The sequence below is a fragment of the bacterium genome (genome assembly GCA_019695305.1).
Classification (GTDB): domain Bacteria; phylum UBA10199; class UBA10199; order UBA10199; family JAIBAG01; genus JAIBAG01.
Window position 1 is genome coordinate 16,343 of record JAIBAG010000023.1, and the last position, 19,626, is coordinate 35,968.

Annotated in this window: 25 protein-coding genes and 1 tRNA gene; 5 read left to right on the forward strand and 21 right to left on the reverse strand. The window is 40.5% G+C overall.

The features are described from left to right. The first annotated feature begins 103 nt into the window (after positions 1 to 103). Positions 104 to 748, forward strand: coding sequence for a fructose-6-phosphate aldolase (gene fsa, locus K1X76_10010; protein ID MBX7149402.1), 645 nt, complete (start codon positions 104 to 106; stop codon positions 746 to 748). Between the two features lie 49 nt (positions 749 to 797). Here the strand turns inward: fsa and K1X76_10015 are convergent, their stop codons facing one another. The 5 genes from K1X76_10015 to K1X76_10035 form a co-directional block, all read right to left on the reverse strand. After that, positions 798 to 1,382 (reverse strand): gliding-motility protein MglA, encoded by a 585-nt coding sequence (locus tag K1X76_10015; GenBank protein ID MBX7149403.1) that lies wholly within the window; start codon positions 1,380 to 1,382, stop codon positions 798 to 800. A gap of 59 nt (positions 1,383 to 1,441) precedes the next feature. Then, positions 1,442 to 2,032 carry a recombination mediator RecR gene (gene recR, locus K1X76_10020; protein ID MBX7149404.1) on the reverse strand — a complete coding sequence of 197 codons (591 nt, stop codon included), beginning with the start codon at positions 2,030 to 2,032 and terminating at the stop codon, positions 1,442 to 1,444. Positions 2,033 to 2,038: 6 nt separating this feature from the next. Further along, positions 2,039 to 2,353 carry a YbaB/EbfC family nucleoid-associated protein gene (locus tag K1X76_10025; protein ID MBX7149405.1) on the reverse strand — a complete coding sequence of 105 codons (315 nt, stop codon included), beginning with the start codon at positions 2,351 to 2,353 and terminating at the stop codon, positions 2,039 to 2,041. 86 nt (positions 2,354 to 2,439) lie between these two features. Next, positions 2,440 to 2,931 carry a YajQ family cyclic di-GMP-binding protein gene (locus tag K1X76_10030; GenBank protein ID MBX7149406.1) on the reverse strand — a complete coding sequence of 164 codons (492 nt, stop codon included), beginning with the start codon at positions 2,929 to 2,931 and terminating at the stop codon, positions 2,440 to 2,442. Position 2,932: 1 nt separating this feature from the next. Continuing rightward, positions 2,933 to 3,601: an outer membrane lipoprotein carrier protein LolA gene (locus K1X76_10035; GenBank protein MBX7149407.1), complete on the reverse strand. Its 669-nt coding sequence runs from the start codon at positions 3,599 to 3,601 to the stop codon at positions 2,933 to 2,935. A 105-nt stretch (positions 3,602 to 3,706) separates the two neighbouring features. Here K1X76_10035 and K1X76_10040 point away from each other — a divergent pair, with 105 nt between their 5' ends. Both K1X76_10040 and K1X76_10045 read left to right on the forward strand, forming a co-directional pair. Further along, entirely contained in the window at positions 3,707 to 4,186 is a 480-nt protein-coding gene (locus K1X76_10040; protein MBX7149408.1) for a DUF1795 domain-containing protein, read from the forward strand. A 12-nt stretch (positions 4,187 to 4,198) separates the two neighbouring features. Continuing rightward, a complete protein-coding gene (locus K1X76_10045) occupies positions 4,199 to 5,194 on the forward strand; it encodes a ketoacyl-ACP synthase III (protein MBX7149409.1) in 996 nt (331 codons plus the stop codon). Here K1X76_10045 and K1X76_10050 read toward each other — a convergent pair. From K1X76_10050 to K1X76_10080, 7 genes are all read right to left on the reverse strand, one after another. Continuing rightward, positions 5,181 to 6,176, reverse strand: a complete 996-nt coding sequence (locus K1X76_10050) for a hypothetical protein (protein MBX7149410.1) — start codon at positions 6,174 to 6,176, stop codon at positions 5,181 to 5,183. The two genes, K1X76_10045 and K1X76_10050, sit on opposite strands and share 14 nt — an antisense overlap. A 295-nt stretch (positions 6,177 to 6,471) precedes the next feature. Then, the gene (locus tag K1X76_10055; protein MBX7149411.1) at positions 6,472 to 7,338 is read right to left on the reverse strand and encodes a hypothetical protein; all 867 of its coding nucleotides are present in this window, start codon (positions 7,336 to 7,338) and stop codon (positions 6,472 to 6,474) included. Positions 7,339 to 7,453: 115 nt separating this feature from the next. Beyond that, positions 7,454 to 8,056 carry a hypothetical protein gene (locus K1X76_10060; protein MBX7149412.1) on the reverse strand — a complete coding sequence of 201 codons (603 nt, stop codon included), beginning with the start codon at positions 8,054 to 8,056 and terminating at the stop codon, positions 7,454 to 7,456. Between the two features lies 1 nt (position 8,057). Then, positions 8,058 to 8,534, reverse strand: a complete 477-nt coding sequence (locus K1X76_10065; GenBank protein ID MBX7149413.1) for a hypothetical protein — start codon at positions 8,532 to 8,534, stop codon at positions 8,058 to 8,060. 28 nt (positions 8,535 to 8,562) lie between these two features. Next, entirely contained in the window at positions 8,563 to 9,099 is a 537-nt protein-coding gene (locus K1X76_10070) for a hypothetical protein (protein MBX7149414.1), read from the reverse strand. 15 nt (positions 9,100 to 9,114) lie between these two features. Then, positions 9,115 to 9,573 (reverse strand): hypothetical protein, encoded by a 459-nt coding sequence (locus tag K1X76_10075; protein MBX7149415.1) that lies wholly within the window; start codon positions 9,571 to 9,573, stop codon positions 9,115 to 9,117. A gap of 17 nt (positions 9,574 to 9,590) precedes the next feature. Further along, positions 9,591 to 10,049 (reverse strand): hypothetical protein, encoded by a 459-nt coding sequence (locus tag K1X76_10080; protein ID MBX7149416.1) that lies wholly within the window; start codon positions 10,047 to 10,049, stop codon positions 9,591 to 9,593. 77 nt (positions 10,050 to 10,126) lie between these two features. On the opposite strand from K1X76_10080, the gene K1X76_10085 reads away from it, so the two are divergent. Further along, positions 10,127 to 10,342 carry a helix-turn-helix domain-containing protein gene (locus tag K1X76_10085; GenBank protein MBX7149417.1) on the forward strand — a complete coding sequence of 72 codons (216 nt, stop codon included), beginning with the start codon at positions 10,127 to 10,129 and terminating at the stop codon, positions 10,340 to 10,342. A gap of 4 nt (positions 10,343 to 10,346) precedes the next feature. Here K1X76_10085 and K1X76_10090 read toward each other — a convergent pair whose 3' ends face one another. From K1X76_10090 to K1X76_10125, 8 genes are all read right to left on the reverse strand, one after another. Beyond that, positions 10,347 to 10,664 (reverse strand): hypothetical protein, encoded by a 318-nt coding sequence (locus K1X76_10090; protein ID MBX7149418.1) that lies wholly within the window; start codon positions 10,662 to 10,664, stop codon positions 10,347 to 10,349. After that, positions 10,665 to 11,243, reverse strand: a complete 579-nt coding sequence (locus K1X76_10095) for a hypothetical protein (GenBank protein ID MBX7149419.1) — start codon at positions 11,241 to 11,243, stop codon at positions 10,665 to 10,667. Continuing rightward, positions 11,233 to 13,389, reverse strand: a complete 2,157-nt coding sequence (locus K1X76_10100) for a DUF3987 domain-containing protein (GenBank protein MBX7149420.1) — start codon at positions 13,387 to 13,389, stop codon at positions 11,233 to 11,235. Before K1X76_10100 ends, K1X76_10095 begins: the two co-directional genes overlap by 11 nt. Beyond that, positions 13,386 to 13,691 carry a hypothetical protein gene (locus tag K1X76_10105; protein ID MBX7149421.1) on the reverse strand — a complete coding sequence of 102 codons (306 nt, stop codon included), beginning with the start codon at positions 13,689 to 13,691 and terminating at the stop codon, positions 13,386 to 13,388. The genes K1X76_10100 and K1X76_10105 overlap by 4 nt, the downstream gene beginning before the upstream one ends. 339 nt (positions 13,692 to 14,030) lie before the next feature. Beyond that, positions 14,031 to 14,249, reverse strand: a complete 219-nt coding sequence (locus K1X76_10110; GenBank protein ID MBX7149422.1) for a hypothetical protein — start codon at positions 14,247 to 14,249, stop codon at positions 14,031 to 14,033. Between the two features lie 97 nt (positions 14,250 to 14,346). Then, on the reverse strand, positions 14,347 to 15,084 hold the full coding sequence (locus tag K1X76_10115; protein MBX7149423.1) for a hypothetical protein: 738 nt from the start codon (positions 15,082 to 15,084) through the stop codon (positions 14,347 to 14,349). Between the two features lie 2 nt (positions 15,085 to 15,086). Beyond that, on the reverse strand, positions 15,087 to 16,157 hold the full coding sequence (locus K1X76_10120) for a site-specific integrase (protein MBX7149424.1): 1,071 nt from the start codon (positions 16,155 to 16,157) through the stop codon (positions 15,087 to 15,089). Positions 16,158 to 16,451: 294 nt separating this feature from the next. Next, a tRNA-Lys gene (locus K1X76_10125) sits at positions 16,452 to 16,524 on the reverse strand. A 200-nt stretch (positions 16,525 to 16,724) separates the two neighbouring features. Between K1X76_10125 and K1X76_10130 the strand changes: the two genes are divergently transcribed. After that, positions 16,725 to 18,797: a hypothetical protein gene (locus tag K1X76_10130; protein ID MBX7149425.1), complete on the forward strand. Its 2,073-nt coding sequence runs from the start codon at positions 16,725 to 16,727 to the stop codon at positions 18,795 to 18,797. A gap of 57 nt (positions 18,798 to 18,854) precedes the next feature. On the opposite strand, the gene K1X76_10135 is transcribed toward K1X76_10130, so the two are convergent. Then, the gene (locus K1X76_10135) at positions 18,855 to 19,208 is read right to left on the reverse strand and encodes a hypothetical protein (GenBank protein MBX7149426.1); all 354 of its coding nucleotides are present in this window, start codon (positions 19,206 to 19,208) and stop codon (positions 18,855 to 18,857) included. Positions 19,209 to 19,626 lie beyond the last annotated feature (418 nt).

Here is a 19,626-nt window from a genome sequence, read left to right on the forward strand (position 1 = left end):
CCATGCCCTGCTTGCGGGACTTATAATCCAAAAAGCATTGCTTTGGAAAAAAAAGGAAAATTTTACTGCAACAAAAACTGCATCAACAAATAGAGAGGGAACTATGAAAATTTTTATCGATTCGGCCGACATTAACGAAATCAAAGAAGCAAACGACATGGGATTAATTGACGGGGTTACTACTAATCCGTCGCTTGTAGCTAAAACGGGACGCAAATTTGAGGATGTGTTTAATGATATTATTAAAGTGGTAGACGGACCCATTTCTCTTGAAACAATTTCCACCAAAGTAGACGGCATTATGAAAGAAGCCGTGGATTTGGCCAAAATTCACAAAAATGTGGTGGTTAAAATCCCGCTTATTGAAGAAGGCTTAAAAGCCATTAAACGTTGTACCGAAATGGGAATTAAAACCAACTGCACTCTTTGTTTTTCGGCTAATCAGGCTCTTTTGGCGGCTAAAGCTGGCGCCACTTACATCAGTCCCTTTGTAGGACGTTTGGATGACATTGGCCAAACCGGTATGAATTTAATTAAAGAGATTAAAACTATTTATACCAATTACGGTTTTAAAACCCAAATTTTAGTGGCCAGTATCCGTAACCCCATTCACTTTTTAGATTCGGCTTTAATTGGTGCCGATGTGGCCACCATTCCTTATAGCGTGATTAAGCAATTAGCCAAACACACACTCACCGATATTGGTTTAAAGAAATTTTTGGAAGATTGGGAAAAAGTGCCCAAGTGACCCTGCAGGGTTGTCCTGAGGGAGCAGAACGCTTAAAAGGTTTATTCAATTAATGGACGTCTTTTAAGGTGTTTAAAACCTGTTTGACCAATTCTTTAAAACTATCCACCACACCTTCACCGCTGGTGGCTACCGTTTCAAAATCGGGCACATGAAAGATATTCACGGCTTTGCGCAATTCTTCAATGGGAGGAATGTTGGGTAAATCACGCTTGTTATAATTAAGAACCATGGGAATTTCTTGAGGTTGGTATCCCATGTGTTGTAAATGCCCGCGTAATTCTTCTAAACAGGCTAAATTTTCTTGCACTTTGTCAATTTGGCTATCGGCCACAAAAACAATACCATCTACTCCTTTTAACAGGAGCTTGCGACTGTCTTCATATAAAATTTGCCCGGGAACCGAATAAATTTGAAAACGGGTTTTATAACCGGCAATTTCTCCCGAGGAGAGTGCTAAAAAATCAAAAAACAGGGTTTTTTCGGATTTTTCCAACTTTTTGGGCTTCCCTTTGCCTTTTCCTTCAAGCGCCGCCTGTAACTGATGGAGAGACGTGGTTTTACCCGTTTGCCCGGGGCCAAAATAAACAATTTTGAAGTTAATTTCTTTTTTGGACGAATCGATAACGGCCATAATGGACGACATGCTAGAGGGATAAGGAGGGGCTGTCAACTTTATTTATTAAGAATACTTTAACATTCTACCCGCGACTCAAAAGCACGTGAAAGGGTCATTTGGTCGATATATTCAATATGCCCACCCACGGGGATACCGTTTGCAAGCCTGGTCATTTTAAGTCCCATAGGCTTGAGTAATTTGGAAATGTAGAGTGCTGTAGCATCGCCCGAAATATTGGGATTTGTAGCTAAAATAATTTCATGCACCTCTTGTTTTTGTAAGCGCGCCATCAGTTCTTGGATGCGAAGCTCATTGGGGCCAATACCATCAATAGGCGAAAGAGAACCATGGAGCACATGATACACCCCTTTAAAACTATGGGTGCGTTCCACCGCCATCAAGTCGGATGAATCTTCCACTACACATAACAAATGATGATCACGCTTTTTATCGCGGCAAATGGGGCATAAAGGTTCATCGGTAAAATGAAAACACTCTTCGCAAAAACGCACTTTAGCCGACACATCGGCAAGTGCTTGCGAAAGGCTTTGCGCATAATGGGACGGCTGACGCAAAATATGCAGCACCAAACGCAAAGCCGTTTTGTGCCCAATACCGGGCAGCTTGGCTAATTCCTGCGTGAGACGTTCGATAGGTGTTAACATGAATTTTTAAAACATCCCCGGTATTTTGAGGCCACTAGCCCCCATCATCCCGGCCATACCATCTTGCTGGGCCTCGCCCACTTTTTTAAGAGCTTCGTTTACGGCGGCCACAATTAAATCTTGCAGCATATCAATATCGTCTTTACTCACCACTTCGGGGTCAAGTTTTACCGATAACAAATCGCCCTTGCCCGTTACACGGGCGGTAACCATACCCCCACCCGAAGACGCTTCAAATTCTTTAGAAGCCAGTTCATCTTGCTGCTTTTTTAATTTTTTTTGTAAATCTTGAGCCTGTTTTAAAATTTGATTCATGTTCATAGTAATCTCCTAACCCCGATAAACGGGATAAGTCTCTTATCTAAAAATATCCTGTGCATTCTGCACAAGATATTTTTCGTAAGAGACTAATCTCTAAAGTTTCCAAACTGCAGCGGTATATCAAATTCCTTACCGCGTAAGAGTGCCATCACATCCTGTAAATCATCCCGTTTTTTACCCGTTACGCGCACTTTTTCGTCCTGAATTTGCGCCTGCACTTTTAGCTTAGACTCCTTGATAATTTTGGTAATTTCCTTAGCCTTTTCGGTTTCAATACCCATAACAAGCGTAATTTCGCAACGCTTCATTTGCCCACCGGCATCGGTGATATCCCCTTTTTTAAGCGATTTGAGTGAAATGCCGCGCTTGTGCACCTTACTCTGAAGCATATCGTAAATAGCCCCCATTTTGTAATCATCTTCGGCCAAATACTTGATGATCTTTTTGGTTTTATCAAACTCAATAGTGCTTTTGGAACCCTTAAAATCGTAACGTGCTAAAATTTCTTTCACGGTTTGATTAACGGCGTTATCAATTTCCTGCAAATTCACTTCCGAACTAATGTCAAAGCTAGGCATATTACTCACCCTTTACTAATTTAGCTTTAAGATCAGCACTCAACTCAAAAACATCCGCCGGCACCACAGGGTTAAGCACAATACTGCTAAAACCATAATGCGTTCTATTTTGAGACTGATTAAAAAGCGTCATTTCTTCAATTCTATAATTACCGGCATTAAGCCCTAATACGATTTTTTCAACTTGGGCATCCTTTTTTTTGGGAATTAATTCTAAAAATAAAAGGCCGGCATTATCCATCATAGCATCGGCGGCTGATCCTTTTTGGATAAGAAAGTCATCGGTAAGCCGCGCCAAACCTTTTAAAAAGGTAAGTGCTTCGCTGGCCAAAATTTTGGATATTTTTTGATACTCAAAAACCTGATCTACCCCACTATCGTATACCCATAAAGTCTGCCCGTTAGAGAGGTAATGCCTGGCCCCATCACCATGATAATCAATTTTAAGATGGGAGGGTTTTTTAACAAGAATACTGCCGGTTTTAGTGATGGTTTTGTCGATTAAGTCTACATGAGTTTTTTGGGTAAACTGCGCCTGCCAGGCATCGGTTTTATCGTACAAGGCCTGGAGTTTTTGAATGGTGGGGTTAAGCTCCCAAGCCAACCCCAAAGGGGGATTTACAAGAAACATCAAAAGCAGGAAAGCCCCTACAAGAATACGTTTTGCCATACCCCCTCATAGCTCAAAAACCCCAAAAAAGACAAATATTAACGCTTTGCAGGTAGCTTATTTTTCTTTAAACTATATCTCTATCTTTATACATGAAAGGTTTTTATGGCTACCATCTCAATGAGCGATTTTAACGTAGAATTACCCGAAAACTGGAAAGACCAAGGCATGATTACCCTTACCATGCCCTCTACCGATAAAAAGGTACGCCCCAACATTATTATCACCAAAGAACGTCTTCAAACGGTGGTGCCCTTAAACGAATATTTTGAAAAAATTAAACAATCGGTACAGGCCCGTGGCATTGAAAGCTTTCAAATTTTAAGCGAACAGGATGTAGGCCTTGATGGTGTACCAGCCAAAATGATGATTTGTACCTGGGATTTATCGGCCATGAAAAAAATGGTAGGCCCCAAATCCGGCAATATGGACCATATTCAAGACGGCCAAATGGTGCAACAAATTCAGGTGTCGTGCGTGCGCGAGGATGTAGCCATCAACTTAACCGCCAGCTTCCCGGCCGACCAATTTGATATTTACGCCCGACCCTTTCAACAGTTTATTGCAGGCTTCAAGTTTTCCTGATAGGCAGGCTTCATGCCTTTATACTCCCAAATTATCGCCACGGGTTCTGCCCTGCCATCCCGTGTTGTACCCAATAAAGAATTAGAACCTCTTTTAGAAACCACCGACGACTGGATTTTTAGTAAAATAGGCATCCGTGAACGCCGCTATGTGTCCCCCGGCGTGGGCACGTCCGATTTAGCCTTAGAAGCCTCACTTAACGCTCTTAAAAAAGCGGGAATCAACAAAAACAAAATAGACGGCATTATTTTAGCCACCTCTACTCCCGATTACTGTGCTCCCGGCAGCGGCGTTTTACTCCAACAAAAATTAGGTCTTAAAAACATTCCGGCTTTTGATGTGCGCAACACCTCGCCCGGTTTTTTGTTTGCACTCGATTTGGCCGATGGCTTGATCCGCAGCAAAAAATATAAATGCCTGCTTGTTGTGGCCAGTGAAGTACATTCTACCGCACTGGATATGACGCCCCGCGGGCGGCTGATGAGTGTTATTTTTGGCGATGGCGCTGGCGCGGTGATTATGACGCCCACCACCAAGAAAAAAGGTGTATTAGGGATGAAACTTTTCTCCGATGGTTCTTTTTACGATAAACTCTGGTGCGAAGCTCCCGCCTCGCTGTATCAACCCAGAATTACACCTCAGATGATTACAGACGGCAAAGTCTATCCCACCATGGATGGCAGGCTGGTGTTTGAAAATGCGGTCAAATGCATGAGTGAGGCTTCGGTGAGTATTTTAAAAAACTTAAAACTTAAAAAAGCAAAAATAGATTTTGTGTTACCCCACCAGGCCAATATCAATATCATCAACACCATTGGTCAAAAATTAAAAATTTCTCCGGAAAAAATTCTCACCAATATTCACAAATGCGGCAACACGAGCGCTGCTTCTATCCCTATCTTATTAGATGAGTTTGTAAGTAATGGCACCATTAAACGTGGGAATAAATTACTGGTGATGAGTTTTGGCTCAGGCTTTAGCTGGGGCGCTGGTGTTATTTCTTATTAGGACCACCCAACACATCGGCAATATTGGGCAAGTTAGTAGCAGGCTTGGGGGCGGCCGGACGCGGAGCTGTTTGTGGCGCAGGCCCTGCAGGGCGAGGCGGCGTTTGTGGACGCGGGCCTCCCAGCACATCGGCTATATTAGGTAAATTTTTAGGCGGCCCGGGGGGTGGTGCCGCCGGGCGTGGCGGAGGTACTGGCATGCCTCGCGGTGCTTGCGGACGCGGAGCAGCACCTGGGGGTGGCATAGGCGCACGTGGCCGGGCGCCTACAGGTTCACGCGCAGGACCCTGTGCTTGAGGGGATCCCATCGGGGCCCCTCGTTGCGGTATTCCCTGCGGCGGTCTGGCACCGGCCGGACGCAGCGGCCGTTTAAAACCACTGCGACTCATAGGCACTTTAGGATTATTGGCTTCTACCACATCAATCACACGACCCGTTTGGCGCTCCCATTTTTTAAGCGCTTTTTCGAGGAGCGGTTGATTCACCGACCACAACATTTCGTCGGTGCCTTCCATAAAGCTTTCGTTAAAAAGTGTGTAGCTAATACTGAATGTTTCAAAACCGGTTTCATCAGGCCCGCCCCATACAATAAAAGAACTGGGCTCTTTTATTTGCACGCGGCGCACCATATCGGGGTCGTGATGCGTGCGGATAAAACCCACGAGATTGAGATTTAAACGTAAAGTCCAGAGAGGCTCTTTGAGATTTTTCATAATGAGCATGAGCTCATCTAAAAATGTTTGTTGTTCCAAATTTTCTTTTTTGATGTGCTGGGTGGCGTTGTAGGTAATCACTTCCATGTTATCGGGCAGCACCAATCCAAAAAACGAGCGCAAAAAATTGAACACTTGCTCAAAAAACCACACATTGGTTTCTTCGGGCGAAGCTTTAGAAAAATCGCGACCCGCGTTAAAACCCCAACTGCCCACCACATGCTTTTTGGCAGTAGCTTCTTTTAAATAGTCGTTTAAACCGGTTAACATACAGTTTGATTAGTATAGAGTAATAAGGAGGGAATTCCAGTTTAAAGATGCACTCATGATAAGCAAAAAAAATCCCCAAAACCACTCATTGTGTTTGGGGATTTTTGTATGGGTGATACAAGGATCGAACTTGTGACCCGCTGATTAAGAGTCCTGTTTGGCAAACTAACCACAGCACAATGCAACACGTAACCATAAGATTTTAAAAAGGATTTTTTATTTTTAATTTTGTAGAAAGTTGTGAGTTTTTGTCTTTATTTGCAACTGAGTGTCCCACTAGTGTCCCTGAAAATACTTAAATAGTATAACCATGACTTTCGAAATATTTTTTTAAGCGATTATAGCGCTCAAGGAGCTTTTTATCCCCTTTAAAAGTTTCTAAACTTGTTTTTACAAACTCTATTGCTTTTTGAATAGTTTCATCAAAAATTGCCGAAGGCATGGCAGACTTATCTAAATAATTTAATATAGTTTTACCATCCTCATCATTCGTAATTAACTTTAAAATTTCATTTAGGTTTAAACGTATTTGCTCTTTTTCTTTGGGTGATATTGGCAATAAAGGGAGCTCCTTGTTGTATGAATTTATATAGTCCATAAAATGTGAACCTAATACAATTCTAGGATAAACGGCTTCTATCGACTCAATGGAATATGCTCTTCCAGGCGCTTGTCCATAAAGGCCTCCTTCAAAATCACAACAAATGCCAATATCAACTCCCCCTCTTAAAGGTTTTTCGTTTGCCAGAGCGGTAAGAGCGAGAACTTGTAGTGCATCCAACAAAACCAATACACTTCTCATAGGATGATAATTTTCATTTTCTTCTAAAGAAACCTTTAGACAAACAGCATCTCCTATAAATTCCTTTTTTAAAAATGGCTTATTGTGTCTATGCCACATTTTTACTTGTTCCTCAGACCAATTAGGGCGGATATATTTGCCATCTTGACCAACACCCATAAGTTGAGAAAGTAAAATATCAACTTGCTCTCTAAATTTGATAATATGCCCAAAGGTAGGTTTTGCTTTTTCTATAAATTCTTTTCTTTCCTCTACTGTGGTAGGAATGGATTTAATTTTTTCCAGCGCTTGGGATTGCCCTAGAAAATCAACCCAAGCTACAGCAAAATATGATATATTTGAACTTTCTATATTATCCATATACTAAGTTTTAAAAATAATGAATATTCCTAAATTTAAGTTGGAATTTATCCCAAAAAAAATCGCACAATAAAGAGGCTGCAATTTATCATTGCAATTTTGGATACATTTTAAATTAAGGATATTGCCTGATAACTGTACCATCTTTTTTACGAAAAAATATTAAGCTAGATTCTGGGGTTGTTGATTTTGTTCCATCTTCAGCAATAAGGTTAATTACTCCTATGCTTGTTAAAATTTTTCCAGTTTCATCTAGCAACTGTATACTCGGCTCATCGTTATCTATTAGGATTGATAATCTATCCATCCCGTTCGTATCATACAATGATACTCCTTTAGGTTCTAAGTTAAGAAAGGGTCCCTCATATTCTTGTTTACCTTCTTTCCATTGATTTCCAATGTTCCTAAGTGAAAAAGACGAACCAGTAAGAGACATTAAACTCATTCCATTTTTATCGAAAAAGCCAAGCGAAGGTAGGCTAGGCATTGTTGCCACATCAGAAGAGTGCATACCCAAAACTGCTCGTATAGAACCTTCATTATCCAACATATTTATTCTCTTAACATTCAAAACTTCTAAAGGCATATTCTTAATATAAATATCCCCGTTTAAAACTAAAAATATAAAAGCAAATGAAACAACAGTATTTATGATAAATATAGTGACAAGGGTAAGCTTAAGACTCGATTTAAGAAAATGGGACTTATTTTCACTCATATTACTTTTTAACACCACAAGGGTATTTTTTTTCAACAGCCATAAACACTAATTGTCTACCCGTTTGACCTTCAGCTGCCCAAGTTTTGTCTGACAAATACATATCTTTAACAGCAGAAACTATATCCTCATTTTGGACTCCAGCATTAGGTAAACACGTGCTTAAAAACATTCTAGGGATTACTTTACCTATCGCTATTAATTCTGCATCAGTTTGTTTATTCATAGCCAGCAAAGTCCCAAATGTATCCTGATCTAGTCTAAAACCATCAACCACACCTTGAATATATGAATAGCATCTATTTACAGCTACCATATCCTGAATCAATGAAAGAGAGTTTTCACTTGGATTCTTGGCATTTACTTTTTCCTCGAGCTTACATTGCTGATATAGTTCAGTTGCTGTTATCCCAAACACTGAAGAAGCTGGGGTTAAAAATATAAATAAAATGAAATATCTAAAATAACTTTTAATCATAAAGAACTTCCTCCGTTTTCCTTAAGTATTATTTACCTCTTATTTGATTTAGAATGATTATTACTAGAAGAATTATAATTACAGTAGATTTGTCAAAATGTATCCCTGATACCCATGTGAATAATAAAACTATAGCAATGGTAATTATAATACAGCTAATTAATATACCAATGCTTTTACCTATTTTATAAGTCCAATATTTGAATTGTGAATCTAAGTAAATGTAACCTTCTTGATAAACAAAATCTTTGATAATTGGGTTATCTTGAGCGGCTCTTTCCTTGGCTAATATTTTATCATTCCATTCCTCATGAATATCGTAAGTCATAAAAGCAGGAATCAGCATAGCCAATGGTGAAAAAAAGATTGGCTCAGGCTTTTTCCCCGATATTAATAATGCTATCGCTCCTCCTATTACATATAAAAATGATAGCAACAGTGGCAAGCACCCCCAACCTCCCATTTTTTTGACTTTAAATTTTTCAATATGAGTTCTATTTTTTTCAATAAGGCTTAATGCAATGATACGTTTTTCCTTTTGAATTAATTTTTGTGAGGAATCCATATTGTATCATAACCTTTATCTATTCTTACACTCTCCTAAAAAAGTTTGAACACCACCAGTCCCCATAATTGAGTTGTGTTTAGTCCAGTAGGCAGTGCCATTCGCCCAAATCGTGAATAAATGGCCTCCGTTGTCCTGTGGTAAAAATAAACCAGCACCACCGCCCTCTATATTTGGCTGAACCCCAACATTAAGTTTCAAAGAGTATATGGGCCCAACATCCCCACCAGATGAATAGCTAGACTTATCAGTAAATAGGTTATTAAACTCCCAGATAAGAGGTGTAGAATTATATGCTTTCTCCAAAATATAGTTATTAGAAAACTGTTTAGCTATAGCTGATTGCCCTTCTTGAAAAGTACAAGTTATGGAATGATCCAATAGAATTTTAGAATTTGTAAGTTTGATCTGTGATTCACATCCAAAGCTAAAAAGTGCTACTAAAAACAGAATGAAAAATATTTTATGATTCATAACTTTTCTATTAAGCCTCATTTCTTCCCAGTTTCTTGAAAAATCACTTGTTTACCACTGATTGATTGTAAAAGTGATTGAAGGGTCATACTGTACTTCTTCTTACACTGTATTAGAAACGAAGCCGGTTTTTTATCTTTATCTATGTATTCAACACCATAGTTATCAATTTTCTTTTTGCTAAAAAGCATAAACAATGCAACGGGAGCAATAAGGATAGCTGTGGTAACACTTTCAGCAACACGTCTCCGTGCATACTCACCACCACTTAAGCCTGTAATATTTTTGCCGGGAATATTTTTATTTAGAGAAGCATTTGCAGCACTTTTATAAGTAACCACAAGATTGCCCGCTTGATTATCAATTGTACAAGGGCTAGTTTTCCCTTTAAAGTTGGTACATTGAGCTTGAATTCCAGCAAATACAGGGCTTGTAGTTAAACAAACACTTAATAAGCATAAAATTATTTTTTTCATAAATCCATCTCTCTAAAATGAATGAAACCTACTTATAGTGGGGTGTTTCTTATAACGACACCATCTTATAAGTTGGTGTGACTAAAACCAATCTCAAAAGGCAAGTAGCACAGAATATAAAGAAAGCCAGAACAAAAAGAGGTTTAACTCAAGAAGCTGCCGCAGAACTTAGTGGTTTCCATTATAAGTATTATCAACGGATTGAATCGGGACTAGTGAATCTCACCTTGGATTCCTTGGGGAAGTTGGCGACCGCTTTTAAGGTTAAGGCTTCTAACTTTTTGGATAAATAGTTGTTTATTTTATTACTTCTTTCAATTTCTCAAATTCTTTCATTAAACCCTTGGCCTCTTTCCTGAGGTGACAAGTCTCTCTACTGTAATGGCCATGCTTCCAATTGGCTTTTCTGCTATTATTAAGACCTAGCTCCGTTTTTGGTCCCGTGCTTTTCCCTCCATGCATTCGACAACGACCATTTTTCATAGCTGGCGCGAGACATGAACTCTTTTGTCGTGTTTTGGCACCACATCTAGGCGCATTATTAAAATCACCAGCCGGATTGCCATTTTTTAGCCAGCCTCGCCGCTTTGCATGGGGTTGATACTCACTTTTCATTTATACCCTCCCCTTATCTTGCGCAATATTGCCGACAACAGCCTGTCCACCCTCATAAACATGCACGTGCTCTACTGTAACTTTTTGTTGAGATTTGCCTCTTAACTTATTTAACGTTTCCATCTGTGTAGTAAATGTTCTTAGCAGCTTCGTGGCTCTATTCACATTTGCATCAACCATATCAGGATATTGTCCGTCTATAAGCGCTCTCTGAAAGAAGGTCATAGCTAAATTATGAGTACCTATCATTTGAGTGCACAAAAGCGTTTCCAACTCAGATTGGGGTTTTAAAGAATGCAGAATAGCCAAGGCATTATTACTGTTCTGTTCGTGTTTACCTCTATCTGGGAAAGTCACCTTTACTTGATTTAAAAAGAGGGACATTAAACCCGCATCTGTTGTACCCAAAGCTGCTGATATTTCTGCCACCACTTCAGGGGGAGGACTAATATCCAATCCGTCCGCAAGAGATATTTTGGGCGGAGCCTTTTCCTGCATCTTTTTATAAAATGCTTTCACTTTGGCCTCCTGAGTTTCATTCAATGGTTGTAAGGCTTGGTCTGAATCATTAGTTTTCATGTATGCTACCTCCGTTTTCTGGGACAAAAGCCACAGAAGGTTTAATTTTGTAAATACTTGGGTTAACTTTGAATAAACGGCTTGGTCGATGGCTTACTAGGGGAGAGGGTAGTTTTTTGATATAGTTTCGCTCTTCTAATACATCAATAGCGCCCTCTAAATCTGCCGCTCTTTTAAAGTGATTCTTGTTTCCGTAATGGCAATCTCTAAAAGTAAATGACTCGGTTTGATTTTTCTCTAGCCATTTTAATATTTTCTTTGCCCCTTCAACAGAAGGGTCCGCACCCATAAGGTCAAAAACCTTTAAAGCGTGTATAGATAAGCAATCAGCTATTTTTATTGCTGCATTTACGTCATCTTTTTGAATATAAACTTCCCACGGCTTAGCCTGCGCGTGCCTAGCTATATGAAGCAATCCCGCTATTCTTATTACCGCTCCGGGAAGTTTTCCTGCCCAATCTTGTAATTGAGCAAATACTCCTTCCTCAGCTAATTCTTTCTCAACTTTTTGGGCAAATGAATTGAATAGCAAATAAGCTTCTTGTGTTAACCGAAGTGGATAAGCTTGCTTTTGACCATCTATGGATTGATTCCACGGTAAGTTTAATATTGAAGTTACTGTGGCATCGTAATTATTGCGTAGCTCCTCGGGCATCGCCAACATTTCCCTTTTTCTAAATCCCAAATTTGAAGCTGGCAACGCATACAAAAAACGGGCTAGCAATCCACGTCCACGAAAACCGGGTTTATCAGCTAACTTGCTTAACACTTCAGGTTGTGGAGCTATTCCTATGCTTAAACAGGGTTGCTCAAGCATAATTGATGGCCTACCTTGTCGCGATACTCTAACAGGGCTTGCAGAATGTGACTGCAGATAAATATCTAGATTAGGAACACCGCCAGAATATCTACCTGCCATATTTTCAAATATTCCGCCTTCATCTGTAAAAATGCCCATGCGTTCATCATTCTCATACAAAAGAACAGTCAGTTTTTCTGCTGTTACATCTTGCGACCATATTTGTGGACATTTTGGTATTAAAGGTAGCTTGGCTTCAAGCTCGGCAATTTCAGTCTTAAGTATATCTATATCCGCACTTTTTGACCGTGCCATCAACTTACGTTTATGGTTAATAACCTCAGTTAAGCTTTTATGCTCACTTTCTAAACGTTTAATCTCTGGTTCAAGAGTATTTCTCTTTTCTTTCTCCCATCGTCTTAAAGGAGGCAATACAGCTTTTAATATTGCTGTTTTTAAACTTGCAGGAGGCAAAGCCACGCATGTCCATATATTGACTGGCTCACGATAATCAGCCGTTACCTCAACAACAAATTTACCTGCGCAAATTGTTCCTAATACAGCCATGACCATCATTGCCGGTAATTCTATTGGTGTTTCCGTTGAGATGGCTAAAGCCTGAATAAAAAGCTCTATATCTTTTTGAAAAACATCATTTGGCCAAGATGGTAATGGAAAGCTATCTAAAGGAATTGGTAAAACCCAATCAGTTGGTACCAATAAATCCCAGTCTTTTGGAAGCGGTGTACTATTATTCTGAACTAGCTCTATAAACTTCTGTTTTATAATCCCGCTATGCTCATCCGGTATGGGGCTTAGGCCATCCCACGATGGTATATGGGTTTGGAGCCAGTCAATAACATCGCCTCCTTCAGGAAGATTTGGAATTTTTAAAACTAAAATTTCAGGAGGAAAGGATAGCTTCTTTAAACATGTTGCAACCTCTTTAGCATAGGATGCCCCGGGGGTATCATTATCAGGTAATATAATCACCTTTTTAATACCGCTTAAAGGCTCCCAGTTGGCTTTAGAAGCTTGGTTTGATCCTCCGGGAGAGGTAAGGGCTGGCTGGTTTAAAGATTGAAGGGCTGAGGCACATTTTTCGCCCTCGACTATAAAAGCTAGTTCTTTAGATTTACTAACCGTTTCTAAACCAAAGAGCGGGCGAGGCGTTTCAGCCCCACCCATCTCAAAGGTGTTCCCATTTTTTTTGAAGAAAGGGATGGTATCTTTACCGTTAGAGTCATCATATCGGGCAACTCCTCCCAACAAAGCACCGTTAAGGTCTTTATAATGCCAGAGATGAGTTAACCGTTTGTTCTTAAAGGTTGAGGGAACATTTATCATTGTACCCTCCACTCTGTTGCCAGCTTTTGTACGGCATCGCTAAAATCAAGATTATATCGCTGCTTAACAAAAGCAATAATGTCTCTGCCTTTAGTTCCGCATGAGAAGCAATTGAATGCACCACTTTTTAGGTGGACATAAAAACTACCTTCTCTCTGGTCGCTGTGAAAAGGGCAAATACCGCCCAGAAACCATTGTATATTTTCGGAAGCAGGCATAATGCCCAACTCCGAATGATAAAAATCCATCGGTTCAATTTTTGTTTTTACCTTAAATAAAAGTTTGGAAGTCGCACTATGCATTGCAACCCCCTCTCGATTTTGCTACGGTTCTTGAAATACAAGCTAGATTCGGTTCTGACTGGACCTCGGAGGTAGTTGACGCTGCCTCCGGGGCCGCTAACATGCTCTTCACTCTCTCGCGTTCTTCATATGGCAGCCTATAATAGCCCGGGAGACATTGTTTGCCATCACGGTCTTTCATGCTGAAGCGTTCGGTAATAATGCAAAAACCTTTACGTCTAAGCTGAAAGATAAGGTCAGGGCCATTAAGTTGGCCAGCGAGCTCTCGTAATCGCTTTGTGCTAACCGGTCCTTTGGTAAGTGTAATTAAGGCACGCTTTTGCCTTGGTGAAAGGGGTTTCATTGTTTACCCCCTTTCTTTTGGGCATCTACCCAGTCAAAAAATTTGCCTTCGTCTATGAGAACTCGACGACCAACTTTAACTAGACAATAGTCAAAACCGTTCCTTTTTGCGTTAAAAACCAAATGACGCATACCACCGACCGGGGGCCAAGGATGAAAATCAGCCCATTTTGTAATAGGAATGAGTTTGGTTTTTTCTTTTAATTCTGCTTCCATACAATCTCCTTTTGCTATGAACCGAGCTGAATTGCTCGATAATGGGAGACTGTAAAATTTTCTCTGGCGATTGTCTGGGAAGGATAAGGCCCGGGCTTTATTTTTCCGGCTCTTCAGGTAAAATTTGAGGCTTCAAAACCGGTATAGATTGGATATATGAATTAGCCCTTTCATGGTGATATTTAGCTAACTTGGTCGCACTTTCCAAATCCACATTTTTCCTTACTTGTTTTTCATCGATTAGGAGTTGACCAATTTCTTCAAAAGTTAATCCGCTGGATTTTTTATCCCAAATAAAAAGTTGTAAATCAGTTTCATGTAACCTTTGAGGCCCCCATTCCATATCAGAATCTAATGAGCCAACGGCTAAATCGATGGCTTCACCAGCTAATAACAAAGCTATTTCCTTCGGTTGACTTACATCTAAAACCAAATGGAGGTATCTCCCATCTTCTAAAAACTCTGATTTTTTAGCAAATCTTATTGGGGGAGGGTAGCCACCTTCTAATGTATCGATAACTTTCAATGAACTTTCCGCTATAGGAGACATTAATGTCTGATTCGGGGCTTTTATCCATCCAAGCTCTATGGAGTGAGAAATAGCATCATTAAAATCCAATTTATAGTCATGCGGAACACTCAATCGGTAATATCGGGCGATTTCTAAGTATTTTACTGCTTGTTCTTGCCGCCCCTTTGTACCTTTTTTGTGCCTTAAAGCTTCTAGTTTATCAAAAGTTTTTTTATACCCTTCATTTCTTCTTATGCATTCCCAAATGAACTTTTTATAAGATAACAACCTTTGATTACTTTCTTTTTTACTTTTAGAAGGCATATTTATCCAAATATTTTCGCATTCATGTTAGCTACTACTTTAATCGTGTGGGCTTCCGACAAATGGCTGTAGCGTCGAACCATCTGGAGTGTTTTGTGACCTAATACTTCTGCAATTTCTGCAAGGGTGGCACCGTTCATGGCTAAATAAGAAGCAGTGGAATGGCGAAGGTCGTGGAAACGAAAATTTTCAATCTTTGCTTTTGCTAAAGCCGCTTCCCATGCTTTTTTAATTTCAACAGGCTTTTGTGGCTTTTGTCCCGATGGAAATACTAAGTCTGATTCTATATTTCTAACCTTAGAATGAGCTTTCATCAAGCCAAGTGCTAGTCCGGTTAATGGCAATACTCTGCGGTCACCATTTTTGGTATCATCGAGCACGATAACGCCACGATAAAAATCTACCTGTTTCCAGCGTAAAGATAGGATTTCCATTTTGCGGGCACCGGTCGATAGACACAGCACAACAATGTTATAGAGATAGGGATTAGAACTTTCCTTACACGCAATTAGTAATCGCTCACGTTCGTCATCGGCTAGAAATCTGACTCTACCCCGCGGCTCTTTAGGCTTACTTACCTTTCGTAAAGGGCTATCCTCAACCCATCCCCATTCTTTTACGGCGATAGTAAAAACATGGCTAAGTGCTGCCAGATAGCGATTTATGGTAGCTGGGGTTCTTAATTTGGTGGGATTTTTTTCATTTATAGGCTCGCTTGCCAGTTTGTCTCTGCAAGAAACGATTAAAGGAGTCGTAACATCAGAAAGTAAATATGTACCAATTCGTTCTTTCCACCATAGCAGTTGTGTCTTTTGATTTCTGAGGCTGCGAGGTTTTTTAGGAAGCTCATCGCGAATATAACGGTCAATCATTTCGCTTAACGTATGCCGTTTTGCCTCTGAAGTTTTGAAGTGCCTTCCTTCGCGAATTGCGCTTTCTGTTTGCTGCACCCATTTACGCGCATCGGTTAACCGTTCAAAGGTTGCAGATTGAATTGGATAGCCTCGTAATCTAATTTTTACACGGAAACTCTTTTTGCCATCTGAAGTGATACGATTTTCGATAGTTGCCATTATTTAAATCACATACAAAAAATAGCGATAAATAGCAACAGATGATAATAAATCAGAATAATAATAATAAATTATGCAATAAATACAATAACTTGATTGCATGTGTATTTAATATGGGACATTTCTGGGACAGTTAAGAATATTTTACGTCTAAAATTTTGGGTATTAAACAAAAGTGATTTTGTGATTTATTGTATTTTGTTGTTAGATAGTGTCCCACACGTGTCCCAAAGCAAGATTTTTGACAATAAAAAAGGGCCAGAGATTTCTCTCTAGCCCTTGATGGTATTAGTGTGGGTGATGCAAGGATCGAACTTGCGACCCGCTGATTAAGAGTCAGCTGCTCTACCAACTGAGCTAATCACCCTCTTAAACTTCCAAGGCGAAACGGTTTATATTAATAAAAAACAAATAACAAGGAGTTTTGGAAGATTCATAAGTATTTGAAATAACTATCATAAATAAGCTACCCCTCACCGCCTTTTTTCACACAACTTTTTATCTCTCTGTGCCGATAATTACGGTGGGCATTTTTATTAACATCATTTTTAAAAAAAGAGAGTTTTTATGGGCAACGCTTCACTCGATTTAACAGCACTCGATCCTGTTTTATTTCCTCCCGAATCGGATAATACCGAAACGGATGTTATAGACTTGGGTGACGAATCACTTGATTTATCGGAACCGCTTCCGCAATCGCACGAAGATACTTATGTATTGGTGGAAGAGAATCAATGCCTAGATACTTCTGAAGAACTTGTAGAAGAAACACCGCCACAAGCTCAAGTGATGGAAGCCGATGCAACGGGCATGGGCGTAGCTCTCTTAGCCGGTAAAGCCATGGAAGCCGTGGGCGATTACTGGATGGGCGAAGGTTTTGCGGGTGGGTTTTCTACCACTACCCTTATGGAATCGAGCGGGGCTTCTACCAGCGGGTTTAGACTTTTTCCTCAAATTTTTAGAGCCTTGGTTACTGGCATGGGAGAAACAGCTCTTTTACCTGAGATTGCCGCCGGCGCCACTATTGCTTATGGAGCAGCCAGCGGAGGACCCGCAGCACTGTTTTATGCACCTTCTAAACCCAACTGGTCTCGGATGGAAGCCGAAGGCAAAATCATGGGCGATTTAAATGCTGTTGGCATTAACAGCTACCAATTTCGTTCCCAATTTATTGGCTTTCAAACACAAGACGGCACCACTCTTACCGAAGACCATTTTCAAAATCTCATCACTATTGTCACCAACGTGAGTACGGTTTACGAACAAGATGGCATAGAATTAGCCTATACGGCCTTTAATAAACAGCTAGGTAACTGCAAGCGCACTCAAACACCTGATGAAGTGTGGGCTACAGCGTGGCTTTGGATAGAAACGTTACATCCGCAATTTAAAAGCCTCACCACAAAAGAAGGCGTATCCATAGGCGATGAAATAGTAAAACAATACACGTTACCGGGCGATACCCGCGTGCCAGGCATGGCATCTCAATCCCCCGAACCGGATGAAGCTGAACTCACGCGCTTTTTACGCGAAGGCTATATGCTGCCTCCCGAATTTCGCGATGATACAAGCATTGCCGCCTTGTTAAACGATTTAAAATTTCAAGGCGAATTGGCTCGCCTGTTACTTCAAAAACAACAGCTAGAAAGTTTAGGCTATGATGAAACCTTCACCGGCAACATTACCCGCCAGATTGATACGTTAATCCAATCGCGCATTAGCGCTATGCCGGTGGCCGGACCGGTTAACGGAGGTAACGCAGGCTCTGTTGCAGGCGTAACAGGCAGTACACAGGTGGATGACGATTGGAATACATTTAGAACAGCTCTTCTTAAAATGGATGAAGCGTTTCGGGAAGCCCGTCGGCTTGGTAGAAGTTACGCCAATATTGATGAGCCTTTAAGAGTAGTGAAAGACTATTTGGCAAAAACGGGCATAAGAGATCAAGTAATAGCACTGGTAGGAAATAGCCCGAACAACCCCACCTGGGAAAGCGCGGTATTTACATACCTCACTATCCCTCAAAAAGTAGCCTATCTTATATTAAAAGTGGAATATGAAGGGAGAACAAGCGGCATAGATTACAAACAAATTTTTGATTATCTGCCCAAAACCATTCCTAACTACCCCGGCACCCCCTTACCTCTTGACTCTATCAGGGATCAAGCCCAGCAAATTGTGCAAGGGCAAAGAGCATTAACCGATCCTGCTGCTCTTTGTTCCGAAGCCAATGAGCTTTTACAAAAAGTAGGAAAAGGAACTCCCCTCGATCAAAAAGCAACCCTGTTACGATTGGAACAAATCAGAGATCAACTCAAAGCTCATCTGGATGCCACAGTTTATGCCGGTGAAGAATGGATAAGAAGTTCAAGAGGCCCTGATGGTAGCACTTTCCAGCTTATGTCAAGTGGCAGAGTGGTAGATTCAGTTCACAACATAATTGAAGCCTTAGCCAATGCCAAACGGTGGACCCCGGACTTAATGACCCGTTTTAGTAATCTGGATACTCCTCAAAAAATATCGTTTATCCTTGAATTGGACCAACTATCGCGCGGTAATAATAAACGTTATGCCCAGGCCTACACCTGGAAAATAGAAGTTTTGGGTTACTTGGCGCGTGATCCTTTGTCTCCAGAATAATTGAAAATAAAAACCCCCGAAAGAAAAAATCTTCCGGGGGTTTTATTAGTTTTTTTGTTATTCCACTACAACGCCGGTAATGGTGGTCACATTTTCTGGCGGAGTAACATACATTTTTTTAACCCAATGTGTGGGTTTATCGGCCAATACGGTGCGTACCACGACACCTTTTTTGTTAGTCACGTCTGTGGTGGCAATTTTGCCTTCACACAACGCTAGTAAGGTTTTGGCTCTTTCGGCTTCGGATGTATTGTTATCTACAGTCGCCGTTACAGGGCCATAATTGATTGTGGTAGTAGCACGAGACGGCATACTACGACGCGAATCATGAAAAGGAAAGCTCGTGTCATAATGCGGTACCGAAACATCTAACTTACATTCCCCACCAATTTGTAATTGTACACCACCCATAATATTCTCCTTTTACCCGCATAGTGCAGGTGAAGCCGTTTTTTTGTCTGCCCAGCAAACAAATTGCGGCCCGATGAGCTAACCCGTAGAGGCAAACTCATAATGTTAGTACGCTCACCACCCTTTATGTTTTTTGGTAAAAAAGCCTGACAATAGATAATACGTCTGCCCAGCTACAAAATACCCAGACCTCTTAAGAATGCAAAGCTGGTGCCGTGACAGGAAAAGAAAATAAGATAAGTTATTTCAATTAATTACTTAAAATGAAGCAGACGTTAAAGAATAAAAAAAGGTACGTTCAAGGTGGAAGTGCACCACTACGTAATTTTTTGAGTATTTCCGCAGGAGTATAAAAGTCTAAACATTTTCTCGGTCTATGGTTGAGACGATGTTCGACGAGAAGAATATCCTTTTCTGT

Excerpts from the sequence above, each read along its gene's own strand:
- fsa (MBX7149402.1), top strand. The coding sequence starts at position 104 with ATGAAAATTTTTATCGATTCGGCCGACATTAACGAAATCAAAGAAGCA.
- K1X76_10015 (MBX7149403.1), bottom strand. The coding sequence starts at position 1,382 with ATGGCCGTTATCGATTCGTCCAAAAAAGAAATTAACTTCAAAATTGTT.
- recR (MBX7149404.1), bottom strand. The coding sequence starts at position 2,032 with ATGTTAACACCTATCGAACGTCTCACGCAGGAATTAGCCAAGCTGCCC.
- K1X76_10025 (MBX7149405.1), bottom strand. The coding sequence starts at position 2,353 with ATGAACATGAATCAAATTTTAAAACAGGCTCAAGATTTACAAAAAAAA.
- K1X76_10030 (MBX7149406.1), bottom strand. The coding sequence starts at position 2,931 with ATGCCTAGCTTTGACATTAGTTCGGAAGTGAATTTGCAGGAAATTGAT.
- K1X76_10035 (MBX7149407.1), bottom strand. The coding sequence starts at position 3,601 with ATGGCAAAACGTATTCTTGTAGGGGCTTTCCTGCTTTTGATGTTTCTT.
- K1X76_10040 (MBX7149408.1), top strand. The coding sequence starts at position 3,707 with ATGGCTACCATCTCAATGAGCGATTTTAACGTAGAATTACCCGAAAAC.
- K1X76_10045 (MBX7149409.1), top strand. The coding sequence starts at position 4,199 with ATGCCTTTATACTCCCAAATTATCGCCACGGGTTCTGCCCTGCCATCC.
- K1X76_10050 (MBX7149410.1), bottom strand. The coding sequence starts at position 6,176 with ATGTTAACCGGTTTAAACGACTATTTAAAAGAAGCTACTGCCAAAAAG.
- K1X76_10055 (MBX7149411.1), bottom strand. The coding sequence starts at position 7,338 with ATGGATAATATAGAAAGTTCAAATATATCATATTTTGCTGTAGCTTGG.
- K1X76_10060 (MBX7149412.1), bottom strand. The coding sequence starts at position 8,056 with ATGAGTGAAAATAAGTCCCATTTTCTTAAATCGAGTCTTAAGCTTACC.
- K1X76_10065 (MBX7149413.1), bottom strand. The coding sequence starts at position 8,534 with ATGATTAAAAGTTATTTTAGATATTTCATTTTATTTATATTTTTAACC.
- K1X76_10070 (MBX7149414.1), bottom strand. The coding sequence starts at position 9,099 with ATGGATTCCTCACAAAAATTAATTCAAAAGGAAAAACGTATCATTGCA.
- K1X76_10075 (MBX7149415.1), bottom strand. The coding sequence starts at position 9,573 with ATGAATCATAAAATATTTTTCATTCTGTTTTTAGTAGCACTTTTTAGC.
- K1X76_10080 (MBX7149416.1), bottom strand. The coding sequence starts at position 10,049 with ATGAAAAAAATAATTTTATGCTTATTAAGTGTTTGTTTAACTACAAGC.
- K1X76_10090 (MBX7149418.1), bottom strand. The coding sequence starts at position 10,664 with ATGAAAAGTGAGTATCAACCCCATGCAAAGCGGCGAGGCTGGCTAAAA.
- K1X76_10095 (MBX7149419.1), bottom strand. The coding sequence starts at position 11,243 with ATGAAAACTAATGATTCAGACCAAGCCTTACAACCATTGAATGAAACT.
- K1X76_10100 (MBX7149420.1), bottom strand. The coding sequence starts at position 13,389 with ATGATAAATGTTCCCTCAACCTTTAAGAACAAACGGTTAACTCATCTC.
- K1X76_10105 (MBX7149421.1), bottom strand. The coding sequence starts at position 13,691 with ATGCATAGTGCGACTTCCAAACTTTTATTTAAGGTAAAAACAAAAATT.
- K1X76_10110 (MBX7149422.1), bottom strand. The coding sequence starts at position 14,249 with ATGGAAGCAGAATTAAAAGAAAAAACCAAACTCATTCCTATTACAAAA.
- K1X76_10115 (MBX7149423.1), bottom strand. The coding sequence starts at position 15,084 with ATGCCTTCTAAAAGTAAAAAAGAAAGTAATCAAAGGTTGTTATCTTAT.
- K1X76_10120 (MBX7149424.1), bottom strand. The coding sequence starts at position 16,157 with ATGGCAACTATCGAAAATCGTATCACTTCAGATGGCAAAAAGAGTTTC.
- K1X76_10130 (MBX7149425.1), top strand. The coding sequence starts at position 16,725 with ATGGGCAACGCTTCACTCGATTTAACAGCACTCGATCCTGTTTTATTT.
- K1X76_10135 (MBX7149426.1), bottom strand. The coding sequence starts at position 19,208 with ATGGGTGGTGTACAATTACAAATTGGTGGGGAATGTAAGTTAGATGTT.